Annotated in this window: 14 protein-coding genes, 1 tRNA gene and 4 pseudogenes; 16 read left to right on the plus strand and 3 right to left on the minus strand. The window is 52.9% G+C overall.

All coding sequences use genetic code 11. The features are described from left to right. Positions 1–110 precede the first annotated feature (110 nt). The 8 genes and pseudogenes from BITS_RS05200 to BITS_RS09720 all read left to right on the plus strand — a co-directional run. Complete coding sequence (locus tag BITS_RS05200; protein ID WP_026642019.1) at positions 111–1772, plus strand: CTP synthase; 1662 nt, start codon at positions 111–113, stop codon at positions 1770–1772. 411 nt (positions 1773–2183) lie between these two features. Then, positions 2184–3638: a Fe-S cluster assembly protein SufB gene (gene sufB, locus BITS_RS05205; RefSeq protein WP_044259559.1), complete on the plus strand. Its 1455-nt coding sequence runs from the start codon at positions 2184–2186 to the stop codon at positions 3636–3638. 6 nt (positions 3639–3644) lie between these two features. After that, positions 3645–4874 carry a Fe-S cluster assembly protein SufD gene (sufD, locus tag BITS_RS05210; RefSeq protein ID WP_026642021.1) on the plus strand — a complete coding sequence of 410 codons (1230 nt, stop codon included), beginning with the start codon at positions 3645–3647 and terminating at the stop codon, positions 4872–4874. 2 nt (positions 4875–4876) lie between these two features. Continuing rightward, on the plus strand, positions 4877–5656 hold the full coding sequence (sufC, locus tag BITS_RS05215; protein WP_026642022.1) for a Fe-S cluster assembly ATPase SufC: 780 nt from the start codon (positions 4877–4879) through the stop codon (positions 5654–5656). A 131-nt stretch (positions 5657–5787) separates the two neighbouring features. Then, positions 5788–7068: a SufS family cysteine desulfurase gene (locus tag BITS_RS05220; RefSeq protein WP_026642023.1), complete on the plus strand. Its 1281-nt coding sequence runs from the start codon at positions 5788–5790 to the stop codon at positions 7066–7068. Positions 7069–7077: 9 nt separating this feature from the next. Further along, positions 7078–7623, plus strand: a complete 546-nt coding sequence (gene sufU, locus BITS_RS05225) for a Fe-S cluster assembly sulfur transfer protein SufU (protein ID WP_026642024.1) — start codon at positions 7078–7080, stop codon at positions 7621–7623. 14 nt (positions 7624–7637) lie between these two features. Beyond that, positions 7638–7749, plus strand: a pseudogene (locus BITS_RS09715) (metal-sulfur cluster assembly factor); the annotation flags it as partial. Between the two features lie 95 nt (positions 7750–7844). Further along, positions 7845–8204, plus strand: a pseudogene (locus BITS_RS09720) (metal-sulfur cluster assembly factor); the annotation flags it as partial. Positions 8205–8343: 139 nt separating this feature from the next. On the opposite strand, the gene glgC reads toward BITS_RS09720, so the two are convergent. Both glgC and BITS_RS05240 read right to left on the minus strand, forming a co-directional pair. Further along, the gene (glgC, locus tag BITS_RS05235) at positions 8344–9588 is read right to left on the minus strand and encodes a glucose-1-phosphate adenylyltransferase (protein WP_026642026.1); all 1245 of its coding nucleotides are present in this window, start codon (positions 9586–9588) and stop codon (positions 8344–8346) included. A gap of 422 nt (positions 9589–10010) precedes the next feature. Beyond that, positions 10011–10816 (minus strand): annotated as a pseudogene (locus tag BITS_RS05240) (16S rRNA (uracil(1498)-N(3))-methyltransferase). 94 nt (positions 10817–10910) lie between these two features. Between BITS_RS05240 and BITS_RS05245 the strand changes: the two are divergent. The 7 genes from BITS_RS05245 to era all read left to right on the plus strand — a co-directional run bounded on the left by BITS_RS05245 (position 10911) and on the right by era (position 16499). Further along, a tRNA-Leu gene (locus tag BITS_RS05245) sits at positions 10911–10998 on the plus strand. An 83-nt stretch (positions 10999–11081) separates the two neighbouring features. Then, positions 11082–11954 carry a TrmH family RNA methyltransferase gene (locus tag BITS_RS05250; protein WP_026642028.1) on the plus strand — a complete coding sequence of 291 codons (873 nt, stop codon included), beginning with the start codon at positions 11082–11084 and terminating at the stop codon, positions 11952–11954. A gap of 119 nt (positions 11955–12073) precedes the next feature. Continuing rightward, positions 12074–12412, plus strand: coding sequence for a histidine triad nucleotide-binding protein (locus BITS_RS05255; RefSeq protein ID WP_026642029.1), 339 nt, complete (start codon positions 12074–12076; stop codon positions 12410–12412). Between the two features lie 7 nt (positions 12413–12419). After that, positions 12420–13511 (plus strand): PhoH family protein, encoded by a 1092-nt coding sequence (locus tag BITS_RS05260; protein WP_026642030.1) that lies wholly within the window; start codon positions 12420–12422, stop codon positions 13509–13511. A 3-nt stretch (positions 13512–13514) separates the two neighbouring features. After that, entirely contained in the window at positions 13515–14057 is a 543-nt protein-coding gene (gene ybeY, locus BITS_RS05265) for an rRNA maturation RNase YbeY (RefSeq protein WP_026642031.1), read from the plus strand. A 48-nt stretch (positions 14058–14105) separates the two neighbouring features. Further along, the gene (locus BITS_RS05270; protein WP_034533789.1) at positions 14106–15521 is read left to right on the plus strand and encodes a hemolysin family protein; all 1416 of its coding nucleotides are present in this window, start codon (positions 14106–14108) and stop codon (positions 15519–15521) included. Between the two features lie 24 nt (positions 15522–15545). Beyond that, a complete protein-coding gene (era, locus tag BITS_RS05275; protein ID WP_034533791.1) occupies positions 15546–16499 on the plus strand; it encodes a GTPase Era in 954 nt (317 codons plus the stop codon). A gap of 189 nt (positions 16500–16688) precedes the next feature. On the opposite strand, the gene BITS_RS05280 is transcribed toward era, so the two are convergent. Beyond that, entirely contained in the window at positions 16689–18701 is a 2013-nt protein-coding gene (locus tag BITS_RS05280; protein WP_154568655.1) for an AMP-dependent synthetase/ligase, read from the minus strand. Positions 18702–19203: 502 nt separating this feature from the next. On the opposite strand from BITS_RS05280, the pseudogene BITS_RS05285 reads away from it, so the two are divergent. Beyond that, positions 19204–20313 (plus strand): annotated as a pseudogene (locus tag BITS_RS05285) (NAD(P) transhydrogenase subunit alpha); the annotation flags it as partial. Between the last annotated feature and the right edge of the window lies 1 nt (position 20314).

Below are 20314 nucleotides of genomic sequence, written 5' to 3' on the forward strand. Positions count from 1 at the left end.
GCAAGATCCGCCTCATGCTTTGCGTCTACATGGTCGTGTTGGATATATGCGATTTCCTTGAAGCATAACAAAACACGCCGCGTCAGATGGAAATGTTAGACTGGAGTTCCATGGTTAGAAGAAAACATGGCAATTCTCAAGAGCACGTTACCAAGCATATTTTCGTCACAGGTGGCGTTGTTTCTTCTCTCGGCAAAGGCTTGACTGCATCCTCGCTCGGACGGTTGTTGCGCAGCCGTGGCATCAGGGTTCTGCAGCAAAAACTCGATCCTTATATCAATGTTGACCCGGGCACCATGAACCCATTCCAGCATGGCGAAGTGTATGTGACCGAAGACGGTGCTGAAACCGATCTTGACATCGGCCACTACGAGCGTTTCCTTGATGTGTTCCTGAGCCAGAAGGCGAATGTCACCACCGGACAGATCTATCAGGAAGTGCTTCGCAAGGAGCGTGCCGGTGAATATCTGGGTGAATGCGTGCAGGTGATTCCTCATATCACCAACGAAATCAAGGCGCGTATGCGCGCACAGGCTTCTGAAGATGTCGATGTGATCATCACTGAAATCGGCGGAACCGTTGGTGATATCGAATCCCAGCCATTCCTCGAGGCCGCACGCGAGGTGCGCCGTGACTTGGGATCGGCAAACTGCATGTTCGTGCATGTCTCCCTGGTCCCATACATCGCGGCGGCACATGAACTCAAGACCAAGCCGACTCAGCATTCTGTGATGATGCTTCGACAGCTTGGTATCTCACCCGATGCGTTGGTATTGCGTTCCGACCGTCCGCTCAGCCAGTCCATCAAGGACAAGATTTCACTGATGTGCGATGTGGATGCAGAAGGCGTGGTCAATTGCGTTGACGCCCGCAGCATTTACGATGTGCCCAAGATCCTATTCGACGAGGGATTGGACGCTTATGTCGTGCGTGAGCTGGGCTTGCCTTTCCACGACGTAGATTGGGACGAGTGGGAAGATCTGCTCGAACGAGTGCATCATCCCAAGCACGAAGTCAATATCGCAATCGTCGGTAAGTACATCGACTTGCCAGATGCCTATCTTTCCGTAACAGAAGCCATCAAGGCGGGCGGTTTCGCCAACTATGCCAAGGTCAATGTCAAGTGGGTTGCGGCCGATACCTGTGAAACCGAAGCGGGTGCTGCAGCGGCCCTTGATCAGGTTGATGGCATCGTTATTCCAGGAGGCTTCGGCATCCGCGGCATTGACGGCAAGATCGGCGCGTTGAAATACGCCCGTGAAAACGGTTTGCCGGCATTGGGTCTGTGTCTGGGCCTGCAGTCCATGGTGATCGAATATGCCCGAAATGTGCTGGGCATAAGTGATGCGAATTCCACGGAGTTCGAGCCAGAATGCGCCAATCCGGTCATCGCGACCATGGAAGAACAGAAGGACATCGTGGCTGGCAAGGGCGATATGGGACACACCATGCGCCTTGGCTCATATCCTGCGGATCTTGAAGAAGGCTCGTTGGTTGCTGAACTCTACGGCAGCACCCATGTGACCGAACGTCATCGTCACCGTTATGAGGTGAACGTTGCATACAAGGATCGCTTGCGTGAGGCTGGTCTGCGAATCAGCGGCCAAAGCCCGGACGGCTCGCTTACCGAATTCGTCGAGCTTCCTCAGGAAGTGCATCCATTCTATGTGGCGACTCAGGCGCATCCTGAATTCAAGTCTCGCCCGACCAAACCACATCCACTCTTCGCTGGATTGGTCAAGGCAGCTTTGGACCATCAGTCGGCAGAATAGCCTGAGCTGATAGCGGCGATATGGCGGCCCATTCTTTGCAGGATGGGCCGCCAATGTATAGACGGGAACGCGCAGGCACATACGCCCGGTCACAAGATTGCTTGATGGTCAATGTCAGAAGGCATGCGATCGAATATTAATCAAGATCATTGCTGTGGTTGTTTCACAGACAATGCGGCACAGAATGTACCCGATAGTTTGTTCCCATAAGCGCCGGTCAAATGCGCCACTCATACGCGCATTCATAGAAAAAGCAATACCCTTTGCGCTGAGCCGATATCGTGACCGCCTCGCGATAGTATGCTAGGCAGGTGGCTGTGAAGCCTATGGCGTTCGACAGATTGGAGACTGAACGTGAGTGACGAGACCACGGTTGCTACGGCACATGATGCTGCGGCAGCCGACGTGGAGATGAATCAGTATGTGGCTGATCGCTCCCATCTCAACGAAGACAAACTGCGACAGGATGAACAGATCATCGAGCAATTCGGTGATTACAGCTACGGCTGGCATGATTCCGATGCTGCTGGCGAGGCTGCGAAAAAGGGTATCAGCGAGGATGTTGTTCGTGAGATTTCTGCAGACAAGCACGAACCGGAATGGATGCTGGAGAAACGACTCCAAGGCTACCGTGATTTCATCAATCGTCCCATGCCTGATTGGGGAGTCGATCTCAGCGATTTCAACGCGGATTCCTTCAAGTATTATGTCAAGCCGATGGAAAAGCAGGCGGCCACTTGGGAAGACCTTCCTGATGATATCCGCAATACCTATGACAAATTGGGCATTCCCGAGGCTGAGAAGAACCGTTTGGTATCAGGCGTTGCTGCCCAATACGAATCCGAAGTGATTTACAACTCGATTCGCGACGATCTGAAGAATCAAGGCGTGATCTTCGTCGACACCGATACTGCCGTGCGAGAATACCCTGAATTGGTTCAGAAGTATTTCGGTAAATGCATTCCCAGCGACGACAATAAGTTTGCATCCTTGAATACCGCAGCATGGTCAGGCGGCTCATTCGTCTATGTGCCGAAGGGCGTGCATGTCGATATCCCCCTGCAGGCATATTTCCGCATCAACACCCCGAATATGGGCCAGTTCGAACGTACTTTGATCATTGCTGACGAAGGTTCGTATGTGCATTATGTGGAGGGATGTACGGCACCGATTTATTCCACTGATTCCCTGCACTCGGGTGTCGTGGAGATTTTTGTGGAACCCCATGCTCGCGTGCGTTACACTACTGTGCAGAATTGGTCGAATAACGTGTATAACTTGGTGACCCAGCGTGCGTATGTGCGCGAAGGCGGCACCATGGAATGGGTGGACGGCAATATCGGTTCAAAGGCAACCATGAAATATCCTGCCTGCATTCTGGCTGAGCCGTATGCCAAGGCGGAAACCCTGTCGCTGGGATTCGCTGGCAAGGGGCAGTATCAGGATACCGGCGCAAAGATGATTCATTTGGCGCCGCATACGAGTTCCACGATTATTGCCAAGTCGATTGCGCGTGGCGGTGGCCGCAGTGCATATCGTGGTCTGGTCAAGATCATCGACGGTGCTGAGGGATCGAGCTCGAATGTGGTGTGCGATGCCCTGTTGGTTGATGATTTCTCACGTTCGGACACATATCCTCATGTGGATGTGCGCGAAGACGATGTGTCAATGGCACACGAGGCCACGGTTTCGAAGGTTTCTGAAGACCAGTTGTTCTATTTGATGAGCCGTGGCTTGGAAGAGAAGGAAGCCATGGGCATGATAGTGCGAGGCTTCGTTGAGCCAATCAGTCGTGAGCTGCCTATGGAATACGCTTTGGAGCTCAATAGACTGGTGGAATTGCAGATGGAAGGATCGGTAGGCTGAGTCAAGATGGCATCACAATGTAAGGAAATTTCTATTCCCACTGCGGATCCCAACGATCCATATGCGATTCCGGCGGCGATGCCGTCCAGCGCTGACCGTGCTCCTCGCTCATTCGATGTGGCGGATTTCGCCATTCCGACGCGCAAGCAGGATGATTGGCGGTTCACTCCTGTCGAGCGCATGGAAGAATTTTTCGAAGTCTTCCAGCCTGCAGGAAAACTCGCTGTCGAAGTGAGCAATATCGACGGATCCTCGATAGATTCTGATGATGTGAGTGTCGAAACGGTCGCTATGGGGCAGGCTCCTTCAGGAACCATTGCAAAGCCCAATGATCGCGTTTCGGCTGTCGAATGGAATAGCGCATCCAGCACATTGGTGGTCCATGTGCTGCGCGATCTGCATCAGCCCGTTTTGATACGGATCGTTGGTGAATCGACTGAACTCGATGCATTGCATATGGCTATTGTCACGGAGGATCGTGTTCATGGAGACGTGGTAGTCGAGCATGCGGGTAAGGCGCGTCTTGCCGAAGGTGTCGAAATCAGCACAGGCAAGGATTCCCATGTTTCGGTGACCTTCATCCAGGAATGGGAGAAGGGGAGCAAGCATATCGGCAACCAGCGTATTCATGTGGGTGAGGGTGCATCATTGCGTCATTCAGTGGTCACACTGGGAGGCGATGTGGTGCGTATCCGCATGGATCAGGACTTTGGTGGCGAACAAGGCGATCTCAATATGCTGGGGATATATTTCGTGGATCCAGGCGAACATATTGAGCATCGCACCATGGTGGTTCACAATCACCCCGAATGCAAGTCCCGCGTCGTGTATAAGGGTGCATTGGATGGCAAGGACGCGCATTCCACGTGGGTGGGCAACGCCTTGATCGAACCAACCGCACCAGGAACCGATTCCTATGAATTGAACCGTAATCTGGTGCTTACCCCGGGCGCAATAGCAGATTCCGAACCGAATCTGGAAATCGAAAACGGCAATATCGTTGGCGCAGGGCATGCCAGCTCGGTGGGAAGATTCGACGATGAAGAGCTCTTCTATCTGCAGTCACGAGGCATCAGCGAAGTTGAGGCTCGCAAACTCGTGGTCCGCGGTTTCTTCGGTGAATTGGTCGAAGAAATAGGCATCGAAAGCATTGCACAGCATTTAATGAACGTTATTGACCGGCGCTTGGCTAAAGGCGAGGACAAGGCCGCACAGGTCGTAGTAGAGGAGAATTAAGCATGGCCACATTGGAAATAAAGGATCTGTATGCCTCGGTGGAAACCAAGGAAGGTCGCAAGCAAATCCTCAAAGGCGTGAATCTGACCGTCAATTCAGGTGAGACTCATGCGGTTATGGGGCCAAATGGTTCCGGCAAGTCAACGCTTGCATACACATTGGCAGGACACCCCAAGTATGAAGTGGATTCTGGCCAGGCGCTGTTGGACGGACAGGACATTCTCACCATGACTCCTGATGAGCGTGCCAAGGCGGGTCTGTTCTTGGCTATGCAATACCCTGTCGAAGTGCCGGGCGTATCGATGACCAACTTCCTGCGCACAGCCAAAACCGCTGTTGACGGCAAAGCTCCGGCTATCCGCACATGGGCCAAGGAATTGAACGAGTCCATGCACAAACTGCGTATGGATCCCAAGTTTGCAACCCGTTCCGTCAATGAAGGATTCTCTGGCGGTGAAAAGAAGCGCGCAGAGGTGCTGCAGCTTGAATTGCTCAAACCGAAATTCGCGATTCTTGACGAAACCGATTCCGGTTTGGATGTGGATGCCCTGCGGATTGTGTCTGAGGGTGTGAACCGCGCCAAGGAGAATACCGGATTGGGCATCATGATGGTGACGCATTACACGCGAATCCTGAAATATATCAAGCCCGATATCGTTCATGTCTTCGCAGATGGTCATTTCGTGAAAACGGGTGGTCCTGAGCTTGCCGATGAGCTTGAGGAAAACGGTTATGACGAATATCTGCCAGAAGGCGCTGACTCAGAATCCGCTCTGGCGTAAGCAATAGGTCGACTCAGCATAAGGCGCCTGTTCATCGAAACCTACACCCAATGGAGCGGTGTGCAGTGGCACATTGATGCGTGATGATAGCCACTGCGCACTACTCAGTCATCAACCAATCAAGGAAGAGTATGACCGATTTCTCATCCATCCGTCGCGAATTCCCAATTCTGAATCAGGATATTCATGGTCATCCTTTGGTGTATCTGGATTCAGCTGCGACAGCGCAGAAGCCAATGGCTGTGGTCGAAGCCGAGCAGAAGTTCTACACCACGATCAACGCGGGCGTGCACCGTGGCGCTCATGAACTTGCGGCCCGCAGCACCATGGCATTTGAGGAAGCGCGCGGCAAAGTAGCTGCATTGGTGGGAGCCAGTGCCGAGGAGGGCAATGAGGAAATCGTTGTCACCTCAGGGGCCACTGCAGGACTCAACCTCCTGGCAGCGGCATTTGGCTATGCATCGATGGGACGTGGTGGCAAGGCGGCGCAGCGCTTTGCCATTCATAAGGGTGACAATATCGTGGTTTCTCGCGCGGAACACCATTCGGTTTTGCTCCCGTTCCAAGAGTTGGCTGCAAGAACCGGTGCCGAATTACGCTGGTTCGATCTTGAGGAGGATGGGCGCATCCGTTCCCAGGATGCTCAAAGCATAATCGATGAGCGTGCTCGAGTCGTGGCGGTGACTCATGTGTCCAATACCACAGGTGCCATCACTGACGTGGCTCCGATAGTCAAGCGGGCACATGAAGTTGGCGCGATCATGGTGCTCGATGCATGCCAATCCGTTCCCCATATTCCTGTGGATGTGCACGCGTTGGATGTTGATTTTGCCGTGTGGAGTGCGCATAAGATGTATGGTCCCACAGGCGTAGGGTTCCTGTATGGCAAACGCGGCTTATTGGAGGCGCTTCATCCGGCCAATTTTGGCGGTTCCATGGTCGAGCTGGCCTGGATGGACCAACCAGCGCAATATATGATGCCTCCTGCGCGGTTCGAGGCAGGAACTCAGCCCGTGGCACAGGTTGTGGCGGCAGGTGTGGCTGCTGAGTGGATGATGCATATCGGCATGGATGCCATCGCCTCGCATGAGCAGGTTTTGACGCAGGAGCTGCTCAAACTCGGAACTATTGACGGAGTCCGGATCCTTGGACCGACCAATGCTGAAAATCGCATAGGGACTGTGGCTTTTGAGGTTCAGGGCGTCCACCCACATGATGTAGGGCAATACTTGGACGCACAAGGCATAGCTATTCGAGTCGGGCACCATTGCGCCCAACCGGTTCATCGACATTTTGGTGTGTATGCCTCTAACCGGGCGTCCAGCGGGATATACAATACCGTCGATGATGCTGCAACCTTGGTGGAAGCCGTTTCCGGCATCCGTTCATTTTTCGGTATTTCGACACGTTAGGAATGTGAGATGGCAACCAGCGATCTTGAACAGATGTATCAAGAGGTAATTCTTGAAGCGGCTCGTGATCCACACGGAAAAGAGCACTTTGCTCCCGATCTGCGTGTGGAATCGTCGGACAATGCCTCCGAAGCGGGGGAGTCAACGGTTCGCGCACAGCATGAATACTGCACTCCCGGGCAATCGCACCAATTCAACCCCACCTGCGGTGACGAGGCGACCATTCGTGTTGAAGTGAGTGAATCCGAACCGCATACGATCGAACGGATCGTTTGGGATGGTCAGGGATGTTCCATATCTCAGGCAAGCCTTTCCATAATGGTCGATCTGGTGGATGGGAAGAGCGTGGAAGAAGCCATGAAGCTCTCGCAAGACTTCCATATGCTTATGCAATCCCGTGGCATGGGGTTGCAGGATGACGCTGTTGAAGAACAATTGGGCGATGCTGTGGTATTTCAAGGCGTATCGAAGTATCCTATGCGTATCAAGTGTGCGTTGCTCGGCTGGGAAGGCATGAAGGATTCGGTTGCCAAAGCCCTTGCTGCGCAGGAATAAGGAGTGTTGTAAGCATGAATGACAATCTGGTTCCCGAGCCTGAGTCGAGTGTATTTGACTCAGTGACCAAGGTTATGGGCGATGAGCTTGCGGCGCGTAAGGTCATGGCAAATCCGCAGTTCGCAGCAATGACCAATACCGGCAATGCTGGCGATGAGCAATCACTCGATTCTAGTTCTGACCCGGATGCCGGGAGCTCTCTGTCCGGCGTGGCCGAGGGTGGGATCCCTCTCAAGGCAGTGGATGATATCGGGCGTGCCACGGCTGCAGATGTCAAAGAGGCTTTGCATCAGGTCATTGATCCTGAATTGGGTGTGGATGTTATCGATCTTGGACTCGTGTATGGCATTGAAATCGATTCCCTGAGCAGGGCGATTATCACCATGACATTGACGACTCCGGCTTGTCCGCTCACCGATCTCATAGAGGATGAGTGTGCCAGCACTTTGGCGGGATTGGTGGAAGAGTTCCGTATCGATTGGACTTGGCAACCTCGTTGGAGCACAGAGATGATCACGCCTGATGGACGCGATCAATTAGCTGCTCTTGGATTTAATTTTGATAATCTGCCTACGTATTAGGCATATGCAATCGTGAGGCTTGATTGATACTCAGGTTTCATGGGCATCACATACAAGTAGTGCCCGCCATCCTCATATATGGAAGATGGCGGGCACTACTTGTATGTGCCAGTGAGCCTCCAATGGCTCACTTCAGGGATCAATCGTCGACCACGGTATTCTTTGGTACCACGGTGATGCCATCTGGCGTGACGGTGAATCCTCGTGCCATATCGTGCTCCGTATCGATGCCTACGGTCGAGTTCTCAGTGAGCACGACATTCTTATCGAGAATCGCCTTGTATACGCGAGCCCTGCGATTGATGACCACGCCGTCAAACAGGACCGAATCCACGACCTGAGCCCACGAGTGAATGCGCACATTGGGGGAGAGGATGGAGTGGTGCACTTCACCGCCTGAAACGATTACGCCTGGAGAGACGATGGAATCAGTGGCGTGTCCCAGCCGGTCGCGTCCGGCGTGAACGAATTTGGCCGGCGGCAGGTTTCCGGACATGGTGTAAATAGGCCATTCCGTGTTGTACAAGTTAAATTCCGGCACATAGGCAATCAAATCCATATGGGCATCGTAGAACTGCTTGATGGTACCCACATCGCGCCAATATGCGTGATCGGTCGGAGTGGCTCCCGGTATTTCATTCGAGTTGAAGTCATACACGCCGGCTTCATTACGTGATGCGAAATACGGAGCGATATCGCCGCCCATATCATGCTTGGTATTCTCGGATTTTCCATCGATAGCCAAAGCGTCAAACAGTGCATCGGTATTGGCCACATAATTGCCCATAGAAGCCAGAATCTGGTCAGGGGCATCGGGAAGACCGGTAGTGGTTTCCGGCTTCTCTTGGAAGCTCTTGATCATATTGTGGTGTTGGGAGTCAACCTCGATGACTCCGAATTGGTTGGACTGGCTCAAAGGTTGGCGGATGCCTGCAACCGTGAATTCAGCTCCGGATTCGATATGCTGCTGCACCATCTGTTCAAAGTCCATGCGATACACATGGTCGGCGCCCACAATAACCACGATATCCGGCTGCACATCCTCGATGATGTTGATCGTCTGATAGATGGCGTCAGCAGATCCCAAATACCAATGCTTGCCCAAACGTTGCTGTGCTGGAACGGGGGAAACATAGGAACCCAGCAGCGGGGAAAAACGCCAAACCTGTGAAATATGACGATCGAGTGAATGTGACTTGTACTGGGTGAGCACGACGACCTGGCGGTAACCGGAATTGACCAGATTGCTCAACGGGAAATCGACCAGACGGAACACACCCCCAAAAGGCACTGCCGGCTTGGCGCGATCGCGCGTTAATGGCATCAGTCGTGTCCCCTCGCCGCCTGCCAATACGATCGAGAGAATCTTTGGATTCTTTGCCATAATGGTTCCTCTCTGTCAGACGTCTTGCGACGTCATGTAGCATCCAGTCATTCGCTACGTTGCGAACAATTTCCATAATTCCACAAAAAAAGTCAGATGCAAGGGTGCACTGCCGCGCGTCTCACAAATTCATCGAGATGTAACAATATGTTTGTGCGATAGGCGACACACTATGTGCGACTGTGTGAACAATCCTTGATATGTTGCGCCAAAAGCGGCAAGTGCGGCATGAAGAGGTCGGCGTTTGTTGTTTTCGGTTAATGGATGAAATGCTGGAGGGGATGTCTCTTTTGGATCTCAGTCATTCGAGATATCGGCATAGCGTATGGGATGGCGAATAGCTCCCGTACGCTGTGCCGGGTGATGATATTAGATATGAGGTTTCCGCGTGCTGTAGGACTCCAGAATCAGCGGATGGAGCTTCACGCCTGAATGTCGTATCTTCCCAAAGCCCGTGACAACAATGACAATGCAACGGGGCCGGCCGTGGAAGCGCGCAATATATTCGAGCCCAAAACGCAACTCAATGCTCCGGCGTCAATGAATTGAGTCACTTCATCATCACTGATTCCGCCCTCTGGACCGACAACAACATATATGCTTCGTGCTTTTCCGTCGGCAAGACAACGCTCTGAAAGTCGCGCCACATTATTTTCAACATCCTGCCAGGTGGCGGTGGCATCTTGGTGAAGCACGATGACCAGATCGCCGTGCACATTGGCCCTTCGGCATATCGCGACAACCTGTTTGCTTGAGACGCAATCTTCCAATGAAGGTCTCCAAGCACGCCGTGACTGTTCTGTCGCTGCGTCAAGAACCTGACCCCATTTTCGGTCGGTCCTTCCTTGTTTCCATTTCGCTATAGATCGATCTGCCTGCCAAGCACGACGGTGTCGACGCCGATTTGTGTGGCCATATCGATGGCCTGCTCGTCGTGGCCGTTTTTGGCAAGTGCCTGCACAAGAGCCAAACGCGTTACCGGCTGGGGTTCTCTGCCGAATTCAACAACCTGTGCAATGCCCTGTTCAGGATCGACGAGTTCGGCATGAACCCGCAGTCCGCGGCCATCGGAGAGCTGCAAATGATCTCCATACTTCAAGCGCATCACTTGCACGGCATGACGTTGAACGGGCTTTGGCAGTGTCACATTCCATCCGGTATGGAGTTCATCGCTGTTGATAGGCGTATCGTCACGGTCTGTATCGAGCAGAAACAGGGCATCAGTCATGGTTCAAGGCTACCTTGTGCCATCAATTCGCGACACACCGTTCATCATGCTTGAAAAAGGTGATATAGTTCTACACGTTGCCAAAAAGGCACCTGTCCGGGTGGCGGAATGGTAGACGCGCTAGCTTGAGGTGCTAGTGCCTATTTTATACAGGCGTGCGGGTTCAAGTCCCGCTCCGGACACAGAAAAGGCCGGTTTCCAGATTGTTGGAAACCGGCCGATTTCGTATGTGGCAATCTGTCATACAGGCGCGAAAGGAACGCATATGCAATTCATCACCTTGGATTCCGTGGATGACGAGAGGGTGGCAGCATATGTGAACCTTACGGAAATGCAATTGCGCAATCGTTTGGAGCCTGAACGGGGATTGTTCATTGCGGAATCACCGAAGGTCATTGAGCGGGCATTGGTTGCGGGCAGAGAGCCGATATCATTGCTTGTCGAAGAAGCCTGGATTGAAGGCATGGCAGATATGTTCCAAGCCATTGACGCCCAATGGGGCAATGGCATCCCTGTGTATGTTGCGACGGCAGAACAGCTCAAGCGACTTACAGGGTATCGATTGCATCGTGGCGCGTTGGCTGCCATGCGGCGTTGGACTCTGCCGAGTGTCGAAGAGGTGTGTTCGGGTGCGCGCCGAATAGCAGTTATGGAAAACATCGTCGATCACACCAATGTCGGAGCCTTGATGCGTTCGGCGGCAGCGCTTGATGTCGATGCGGTTCTGGTTACCCCTTCATGTTCCGACCCTCTGTATCGCAGGGCAGCGCGTGTCTCCATGGGCACTGTATTTCAAGTGCCGTGGACCAGAATTGGCGGAGAAGACAAGCATTATTGGCCATTCCAAGGAATTCAGGATCTCAAAGAGCTTGGATTCACCACGGTGGCCATGGCTTTGGAGGATGATTCGATAAGCATGGACGAATTATCCCGTCGATTGAATGTTCCTGAGTCGGATCCGCAGCATATTGACAAACTGGCTTTGATCTTCGGCACTGAGGGCGATGGTCTGTCTGCGCATACCATCGCTCGAGCGGATCTCACCGTGAAAATCGCCATGGGACATGGCGTGGATAGCTTGAATGTGGCCGCTTCCAGCGCAGTCGCTTTTTATGCCACACGTGTCCATGAAGAATAGGAAAGCCTAGCGCGACTTGACTAGGCTCGAAGCGAATTGGTTTCCAATATCCTCGCGGCACAATAGCATGGAAGAGGTTGCTTGTGGCGAGGGCCGCAGGCACAGATTGAAGGAGCATGATGAGCCAATCCGATGATTGCCTGTTCTGCAAGATCATTGCGGGTCAGATTCCTAGCGAAAAGGTATACGAAGACGACACCACCTACGCTTTCAAGGACATCAATCCTAAGGCCAAAGTGCATGTGCTTATCGTTCCCAAGCAGCACTTTGCCAATGTGGCCGAACTGGCTCGTGAAGACAGTGCTCAATTGGGGCATATCGTTGAAGTAGCGCAGCAAATCGCCGACCGTGAGTTCCACGGCGCATACCGTCTTATCTTCAACACCGGCATCGATGCCGGACAAACCGTATTCCATGTGCATGCGCATGTACTCACCGGCGAAACCTTAGACGAATAGGAGCGTTGTGGCTACGACAACACGTATCGTCACCATCCCAACCGAACTCGATCCTGTCGCCGTACTGGGCCCTGTGGATGAGGTGCTCCGCGAAGTGGAAAAAGCCTTTCCTGCACTTACGATAATTGTTCGCGGCAACCGAGTCGCCATAATGTCACGCTCCAAACAGACTCAGGCTCAGGCATCCCAGGCTCAGCAAGTCATTGAGTCCATCGTGCAAGCCGCTTATTCCGCGCCTCTGGATGCTGATTCGGTAAGACGAATGTTGGAACAGGGCATTCTGCGCAATCCCGCACGTGCTGATCTTGCGGACAAAGCGGCGTCAAAACGTGAGCTTGTTCGCATTCCTGGGCAGGAACGCAAAGTATCGCATGAGTCCAAGGATGAGCGGCATAAGCCACGGGTCCCAGGAGTGATCACCTTCGCGGCGGGTCTTCCTGTTCGTCCGAAAACCGCAGGACAGATTGCCTATGTGAACGCAATCGAGTCGCATACCATCACATTTGCCATAGGGCCTGCAGGAACGGGAAAAACATATTTGGCCGTAGCAAAAGCGGTTCAAGCCTTCCAGGATCGTCGCATCCGCCGGATCATCCTGACTCGACCGGCTGTGGAAGCGGGGGAGAACCTCGGTTTCCTTCCCGGAACGCTCAATGAGAAGGTCGATCCTTACTTACGTCCTCTCTATGACGCACTTTCGGATATGCTCGGCGCGGACCAGCTCAAGCGATATATGGATGACGGCACGATCGAAGTGGCTCCTCTTGCCTATATGCGAGGCCGAACGCTGAACGATGCCTTTGTGATACTCGATGAGGCGCAGAACACCACTGAACAGCAGATGAAGATGTTCCTTACGAGACTTGGATTCAATACCACGATGGTGATCACCGGCGATATCACGCAGATCGATCTGACGGTGCCTCGTTCCGGTCTTGCCACGATTGAACGCATCCTTGGTTCTGTACCAGGTATCGCCTTCGCGCATCTGGATGCGGAAGATGTTGTGCGTCACGAATTGGTCGGCCGAATTGTGGAGGCTTATGACCGTCATACGGCGGAACGAGAGCATCACACAAGGCAAGCTACGGGGGAATAATAGATGAGTGTTGAAGTATCGAATGAAACCGTATGGGATATCGACCCAAAGGTTTTCTCCGATCTGGGAATCTGGGTGCTCGATCAGATGAAGGTGAGCACCCAATCGGATCTAGCCATAATGTTCGTTGATCCGGAGCCCATTGCTGAACTTCATGAGCGATGGATGAATCTGGACGGCCCTACCGATGTGATGAGCTTCCCTATGGACGAACTGCGTCCCGGGGATGGCAGAACCACGGTTGAGGGTGTTCTGGGAGATATCGTGATCTGCCCTTGGGTGGCCTCGCAACAGGCAACGGCTGCCGGGCACAGCGCCATGGAAGAGATGCTGCTGCTCACCATTCACGGTATTCTGCACCTCTTGGGATATGACCATGTCACGCCTGAACAAGAGCGACAGATGTTTGGCTTGCAACGCCAACTGCTGCTGACCTTCTTCGCGGTTCGCCAAGGCAGTATCGAAATGGCGACCCTGCCTGCAGGCGTCCCCGACGCTCTTGAACTCTATGAGTCCGAGCATGAAAACAGCACTCGCAAGCATTGATATGTTTGAATAATACGAATATCGAATAGGCATATGGGAAGGACTATTATGCCGGACTTGGATGCGATGACCATAGTCATCATGGTGACTTTGGTGGTTGTCGCTGCGCTATTGGTTTGGATGTCTTTGACTATGGCTTCTGTGGAAGGAGCGGTTTCACGCGTCACGCGAGCCAGCCTGAACAATCTGATCCTTGAAGTGCAAACCGATGCTGACACGAGCCATTTCGTCCGGATGAAGAAAATCTCTCGTATTCATTCAGTGCAAAAACTCATCGCCAACAGATATGCGACAATCGGTGCCTGCACCTTCTTCCGGATAGCCTGCAATGTACTCGACGGTGTTCTCGTGGCGAGTTTCATCGCCTTGTGGGGTTTGCCGCTGTGGATGCAATTGGTTGCAGGAATGGTGTTTGCTTTGGCAATCGCCATCGTTTCCGTATTATTGCGCCCTCGGTCTGCAGGAGCGTTGAAACCGGTCGATGTGATGCTGCGATATTCAGGTGTTATCACTTGGGCGGTTGTGTTGACACCCTTTGCGCATATCGGCAGCGAACAATCCGCGATCAAACGTAGCAAGGATTCGAATCTTTCTGACGATGAGGCCTTGGAGAAGATTCAGATCGAGCAAGGTAAAGCCACGATTGACCGACTGGTCGAAGCCAATGATTTCGATCCGGAAGTTTCGGAAATGCTCCGTAATGTGCTTATGCTTTCAGACACCCTTACCCGTGAAATCATGGTGCCTCGAACTGACATGGTTTGTATCGAGGGCACGGAATCCTTGGAGGATCTGCTCAAATTATGCTCACGATCGGGTTTTTCCCGTATCCCTGCAATCGGAGATTCCGTTGACGACATGCTGGGTATCGCATATTTGAAGGATGCCGTTCGCGCCACGGCTTTTAATCCTGCTGCGGCTGAACGAGATGTGGTTTCCATCGTCCGCAATCCAATGCTGGTTCCCGAATCCAAGCCAGTGGACGATCTGTTCCACGAGATGCAACGCACACGTCAGCATGTGGCCGTCGTGGTTGATGAGTATGGCGGCATAGCAGGTTTGGTGACCATCGAAGACGCGATCGAACAGATCGTCGGCGAGCTTGCCGATGAACACGATCGGACACAGCATAGCGAACCCGAGCAGATTGGCGAGCACACATGGAAAATGCCTGCCCGCACATCCATTGCGGATTTGGAAGAGATCTTCGAAGTTGATATCGACGAAGACGATGTCGACACGGTTTTCGGCTTGCTGACCAAGCTGCTCGGACGTATGCCAATAGTTGGCGCATCAGCCGTAACCCGAGGCCTGCGACTCACAGCCGTTGATTCGGCCGGTCGACGCAAAAAGGTGTCCACGATCGTCGTTGAACCCGCTCACGTCGATGCCGACGGGGAAACTGAACTTACTACCGATGAGCGTACTGGTCAGGACCATACGCAAACTCATGAAGAAGAATAAGAATATCGAATCTGCAAGGATACTATGAGCGAAGCAATGCAATCTGAAGAACAGACACCGTACCGATCCGGATTTGTCGCCGTTGTGGGCAGACCGAATGTGGGCAAATCTACACTGATCAACGCACTGATCGGTACGCAAATTGCCATTGCCTCGTCACGGCCTGAAACCACGCGAAAAGCGATTCGTGGCATCATGACCAGTGAACATGCTCAACTGGTTTTGGTGGATACTCCCGGAATTCACCGTCCCCGAACCTTGCTTGGTCAGCGACTCAATGATGTCGTAGACGAGTCATTATCCGATGTGGATGAGATTGCATTTCTGCTGCCTGCAGATCAGGAGATCGGCCCGGGAGACAAGCGCATTCTGAGTCGTCTGCGCTCTGAGTTCGCCAAAAAAGAGGATGACGGGAAGTTCACTTGGAAAGTCCCGTTGATTGCCATCGTGACGAAAATCGATGAGTTAAATCGTTCCGAACTCGTCGACAAATTGATTGCCATCAATGAATTCGCTGATTTTACAGATATCGTGCCGGTGAGTGCATTGGAACACGACAATCTTGAAGAAGTGAAGTCGGTGCTCATCCAGCATATGCCTGAAGGCCCACAAATGTATCCCGCCGAGCAAATCAGTGAAGAAGGAGCGGAAGATACCATAGCAGAGCTGATACGCGGCGCATTCCTCGAAGAACTGGATGACGAATTGCCTCATTCATTGGCTGTCGTTGTGGACGATATCGAATATCCTCAGGATGATTCCGAAAAAGCACAGGTGATGGTGTCGATCTATGTGGAGCGCGATTCTCAGAAGCCCATTATCATCGGCCATAAGGCAGAGCATCTGGTCAGAGTAAAGAAGAAACTACGTACTGCCGTAAACCGCATTGTGGGGCACAAGGCGCATCTGGATTTGCATGTCAAGGTCGCCAAAGGTTGGCAGTCAGACCCCAAGAAGTTGGAGCGCCTCGGATTCTGACAATAGATCGAAACTACGCGGACTGATATTCGACGCTCCCTATATTCGCCTATGGCGAGGGAATGGGCGGTTTCGGGTTTGCCGAGTAGTACCACATAATTCAATCGAATATGCGCGGAGGCTGGTGGAACCACTCAAACACGGTTCCACCCGCCTCCATGCATTCAGAAGACTAGGCGTGAATTATCGTTACTTCTTCTTGCCTGTGTACATCTGGGTATTGAGCAATGTCGCATAATGCTTGATGACCTTAGGACGAATCACCTTCATTGATGCTGTGAGCAATCCGTTATCCTGGGTGAACTCTTCAGGCAGGATGATGAATTTGCGCACCGATTCGGCTCGAGATACACCCTCATTGGCCATATTGATGTATTTTTGCACTTCGGCACGCACTGCAGCGTTTTCCGCAGCCTCTTGAATCGACATATCTCGATTGAGTCCCTTTGATTCCAACCACGGACGCAACGAATCCTCATCCAAGGTGATCAGTGCTGAGATGAAAGGACGCTTGTCTCCCAAGACCAGAGCCTGGGAAACGAGTTCAGAACGACGAATCACATCTTCAATGGGTCCGGGGGAGACGTTCTTGCCGCCAGCCGTGATGATGAGATCCTTCTTGCGGCCCGTGATGAACAGGAATCCCTCGTTATCCAAATGTCCCAGGTCGCCGGTGGCGTACCAGCCGTCTTCGGTGAATGAGGTTTCTGTAGCCTCGTCGTTCTTATGGTATTTGGGGAAGACGCATGTGCCCTTGACTTGGATTTCTCCATCTTCTGCAATGCGGATTGAGAAACCTGGGAAAGGAATGCCAACCGATCCTTCGCGGAACGGGGTGCCCAAAGGATTGAATGCGCAAGGCGCAGTCGTCTCAGTCAGACCGTATCCCTCATATACAGGTATGTTGGCGCCACGATAGAAGGCGAGCAATTCAGGATCCAGAGGCGCGCCGCCTGCGACAATCCATCGTGCACGGCCGCCCAATGCCTGACGCAATGACTTGTACACCAGAGGGTCATACATCATGCGTCCGGTGCGAGTCCGGGCACGTGCTTTGCCGTTTTCGTTGATCTCCTTCATATATTTCTGCGCGGTTACCACAGCGCCTGCGAATGCCATTCCCTTGGCACCATGACCGGCCTTCTGCGAGGCGGCATTGTAGACCTTCTCCAAAACGCGTGGAACCACGATCATGACCGAGGGCTTGGCGACCTGAAGGTCGGAGATAAGTGAGGATATTCCTTGCGCTATATATGCGTGCATATTGCTGGCCACCACGATGTAGTTGATGGCGCGGGCAAAGGAGTGGGCCTGAGGGAGGAAAAGCAATACGGTGTTATTGCGGTCGTGCAGCAAATCCGGCATATAGTCCGGAAGATTCATCGCAGTCGTGCAATAGTGCTCATGGGTCATTTCCACACCCTTGGGCGCTGCAGTGGAACCGGATGTGTATACGATCGAGCACAGGTCGGTTTTGCGAACCGAATCGATGCGCTGATCAAGCTCTTCATCGCTGACGGTGCTGCCATAGGCCTGAAGTTCTGCCAAGCCGCCGGTCTCGATGCAGATAACCTGTTCCAAGGTTGGGCATGCCTCTACTGCACCTTCGGCTTTTGCTTCCATGTCGGTTGTGCCGACAATGAGCAATCGAGCGTCAGAATTGTTGACGATATTGCGGATCTGTTCGGAAGAATCCGTGTCATACACCGTGGCCAATACACCGCCGCAAGCCATGACCGCTGCATCGACGATATTCCACTCGTATGAGGTGCGGCACATAAATGCAACGCCGTCGCCTTTTGCCAGGCCGATATGGATCAATCCTTTTGCAGTGGCGCGAACCTCAGCGAGGAATTCGTTTGCCGTGCGCGTTTCCCATGTGCCATTACGCTTGAATGTGTAGAGCGGATCATCTCCCATACGTGCCGCGCGGTCGGCATAGATGTCGTAAATCGACATGCCATCCGGGATCGGCGCTTTACCGGCAGTTTCGCTGGTCAGCAGACCGGTTTCTGGATCGATAAAGGTAGTGGTTGGGAATCCTGGACCCCATTCGTTGACATGTGGAAGTGTGCTGGCCTCATCGGCATCCGGGGTGCCGTGCCATCCCCAGTTGTCAGGTCGGTCGTCGCTGATTGGATGTACAAAGTCACCTCCTACGCGCAATGCCTTACGCGTAAGTTCCTGTACTCGTTCTTTCATTGAGGTGATGACGGTCACGTAAATGCTCCTTGACCTGAATGTAAGCTTCTCAACCCTTCAATAATAGTCTCAGTTTGGTCAACCGTCACCTTACGGTGACGTAGGGGAGAGCGAGAACTCATAAACGAAGCAGTTGGATGCAAACTTGACGCCGAATCCAATGCGTAGACCGAGCATGGAATGCGGACGGCTAACGATGCCTGTGGGGGTAGTGAAGTGGAGCCTTATTGGGCACAAAGGGGAGTAGATGTGTAGGCCTGATTTCAGCCACGATACGTCCAAGATTGTTCGTGCGCCAAATTCCAATGAATGTACCAGTACTGCACAATGAGTGCTTCTCGTCGAACTCGCACAAAGATTCTATGGGAAGGAAGTCCCGCTGCTACAAGCGGCGGTGGCACTTCACGTTATGGAATAGAAACAATATCGGTGATTTTCTTCGGTTACACTTTCGCTTTGTACAAAGTGTGTACGCATATCAAAGAAGCTAGAAAGGGCTCTCATGGCTGCAATACCAGAAGCCACAGTGACCTTCGGTGTCTTGAATGAGACCTCGGAGTATGAGTCCCGCGTCGCGTTGACGCCGGATATCGTCACTCGATTGCGCAAGGCGGGCGTGTCTTGCCTTATCGAATATGGGGCTGGTCTGCCCTCACATTATGTCGATGACGATTACATCAAAGCAGGAGCTCAGGTTCTTGCCGCAGATGAGATCATCGCTCAGGCAGATGTGATGGGTTTTGTCGATCGTCCAAGTAATGAACTCGTTTCCCGCATGAGGCAGGGGACATGGATTGTCGGCATGTTGGACTCCTTCAATGACGACAGTTATATCGCTCAGCTTGCGCAGGCGAGAATGGTGGGCATCGCCATTGAGCGGTTGCCGCGTCAATTGAGCTCTGCCCAGTCAATGGATGAGATGACTTCGCAGAATTCCGTTATGGGATATAAAGCCGCACTGGTCGCGGCAAATGCGTATGGCTCTTTCTTCCCGATGATGACCACCGCAGCAGGTACCGTCCGCCCGGCAAAGGTGTTGATTTTAGGCGCAGGCATTGCGGGCTTGCAGGCAATCGGTACCGCTAAGCGTCTTGGTGCGGTCGTCACTGCCTACGATGTTCGCCCGGCGTCGAAGGATGAGGTCGAATCCTTGGGTGCCAAATTCCTCGATCTTGGTCTGGACTTTTCGAAAGGCCAGGGCGAAGGCGGATATGCTCGCCAGCTCACAGCGGAGGAACAGGCGGCACAACAGGCTGCAGTGGATAAGAAGGCAGCCGATTTTGATGTGGTAATTACCACTGCGAAGGTTCCGGGGCGCAAGCCCCCATGCCTGCTCACTGCTGCAGGTGTCAGCGGCATGCATCGCGGTGCCGTGATCGTCGATTGTGCTGCGAGTGATCTGGGCGGCAATGTCGAAGGCTCAGTGGTGGGAACCACACAGACCGAAGGTGGTGTCACGCTCATCGGTGCTCCGTATCTGGCAAGCGAGGTCGCTAATACCGCTTCTAACCTTTTGGCTCGCAATGTTGCCGATATCGTGTCCCATTTTGTTCGCGACGGCAAGCTGTCGATGGATCTTGATGATGAATTGGATAATGCGCTCGTGGTAGCGG

It is taken from the genome of Bifidobacterium tsurumiense (genome assembly GCF_000741765.1).
In the GTDB taxonomy this organism is placed as follows: Bacteria; Actinomycetota; Actinomycetes; order Actinomycetales; family Bifidobacteriaceae; genus Bifidobacterium; species Bifidobacterium tsurumiense.

Bases quoted from the DNA above. Each gene is read 5' to 3' on its own strand.
- BITS_RS05270 (WP_034533789.1), top strand. From the start codon at position 14,106: ATGCCGGACTTGGATGCGATGACCATAGTCATCATGGTGACTTTGGTG.
- BITS_RS05255 (WP_026642029.1), top strand. From the start codon at position 12,074: ATGAGCCAATCCGATGATTGCCTGTTCTGCAAGATCATTGCGGGTCAG.
- BITS_RS05200 (WP_026642019.1), top strand. From the start codon at position 111: ATGGTTAGAAGAAAACATGGCAATTCTCAAGAGCACGTTACCAAGCAT.
- glgC (WP_026642026.1), bottom strand. From the start codon at position 9,588: ATGGCAAAGAATCCAAAGATTCTCTCGATCGTATTGGCAGGCGGCGAG.
- era (WP_034533791.1), top strand. From the start codon at position 15,546: ATGAGCGAAGCAATGCAATCTGAAGAACAGACACCGTACCGATCCGGA.
- sufB (WP_044259559.1), top strand. From the start codon at position 2,184: ATGAATCAGTATGTGGCTGATCGCTCCCATCTCAACGAAGACAAACTG.
- ybeY (WP_026642031.1), top strand. From the start codon at position 13,515: ATGAGTGTTGAAGTATCGAATGAAACCGTATGGGATATCGACCCAAAG.
- sufD (WP_026642021.1), top strand. From the start codon at position 3,645: ATGGCATCACAATGTAAGGAAATTTCTATTCCCACTGCGGATCCCAAC.
- BITS_RS05280 (WP_154568655.1), bottom strand. From the start codon at position 18,701: ATGAAAGAACGAGTACAGGAACTTACGCGTAAGGCATTGCGCGTAGGA.
- BITS_RS05250 (WP_026642028.1), top strand. From the start codon at position 11,082: ATGCAATTCATCACCTTGGATTCCGTGGATGACGAGAGGGTGGCAGCA.
- sufC (WP_026642022.1), top strand. From the start codon at position 4,877: ATGGCCACATTGGAAATAAAGGATCTGTATGCCTCGGTGGAAACCAAG.
- sufU (WP_026642024.1), top strand. From the start codon at position 7,078: ATGGCAACCAGCGATCTTGAACAGATGTATCAAGAGGTAATTCTTGAA.
- BITS_RS05220 (WP_026642023.1), top strand. From the start codon at position 5,788: ATGACCGATTTCTCATCCATCCGTCGCGAATTCCCAATTCTGAATCAG.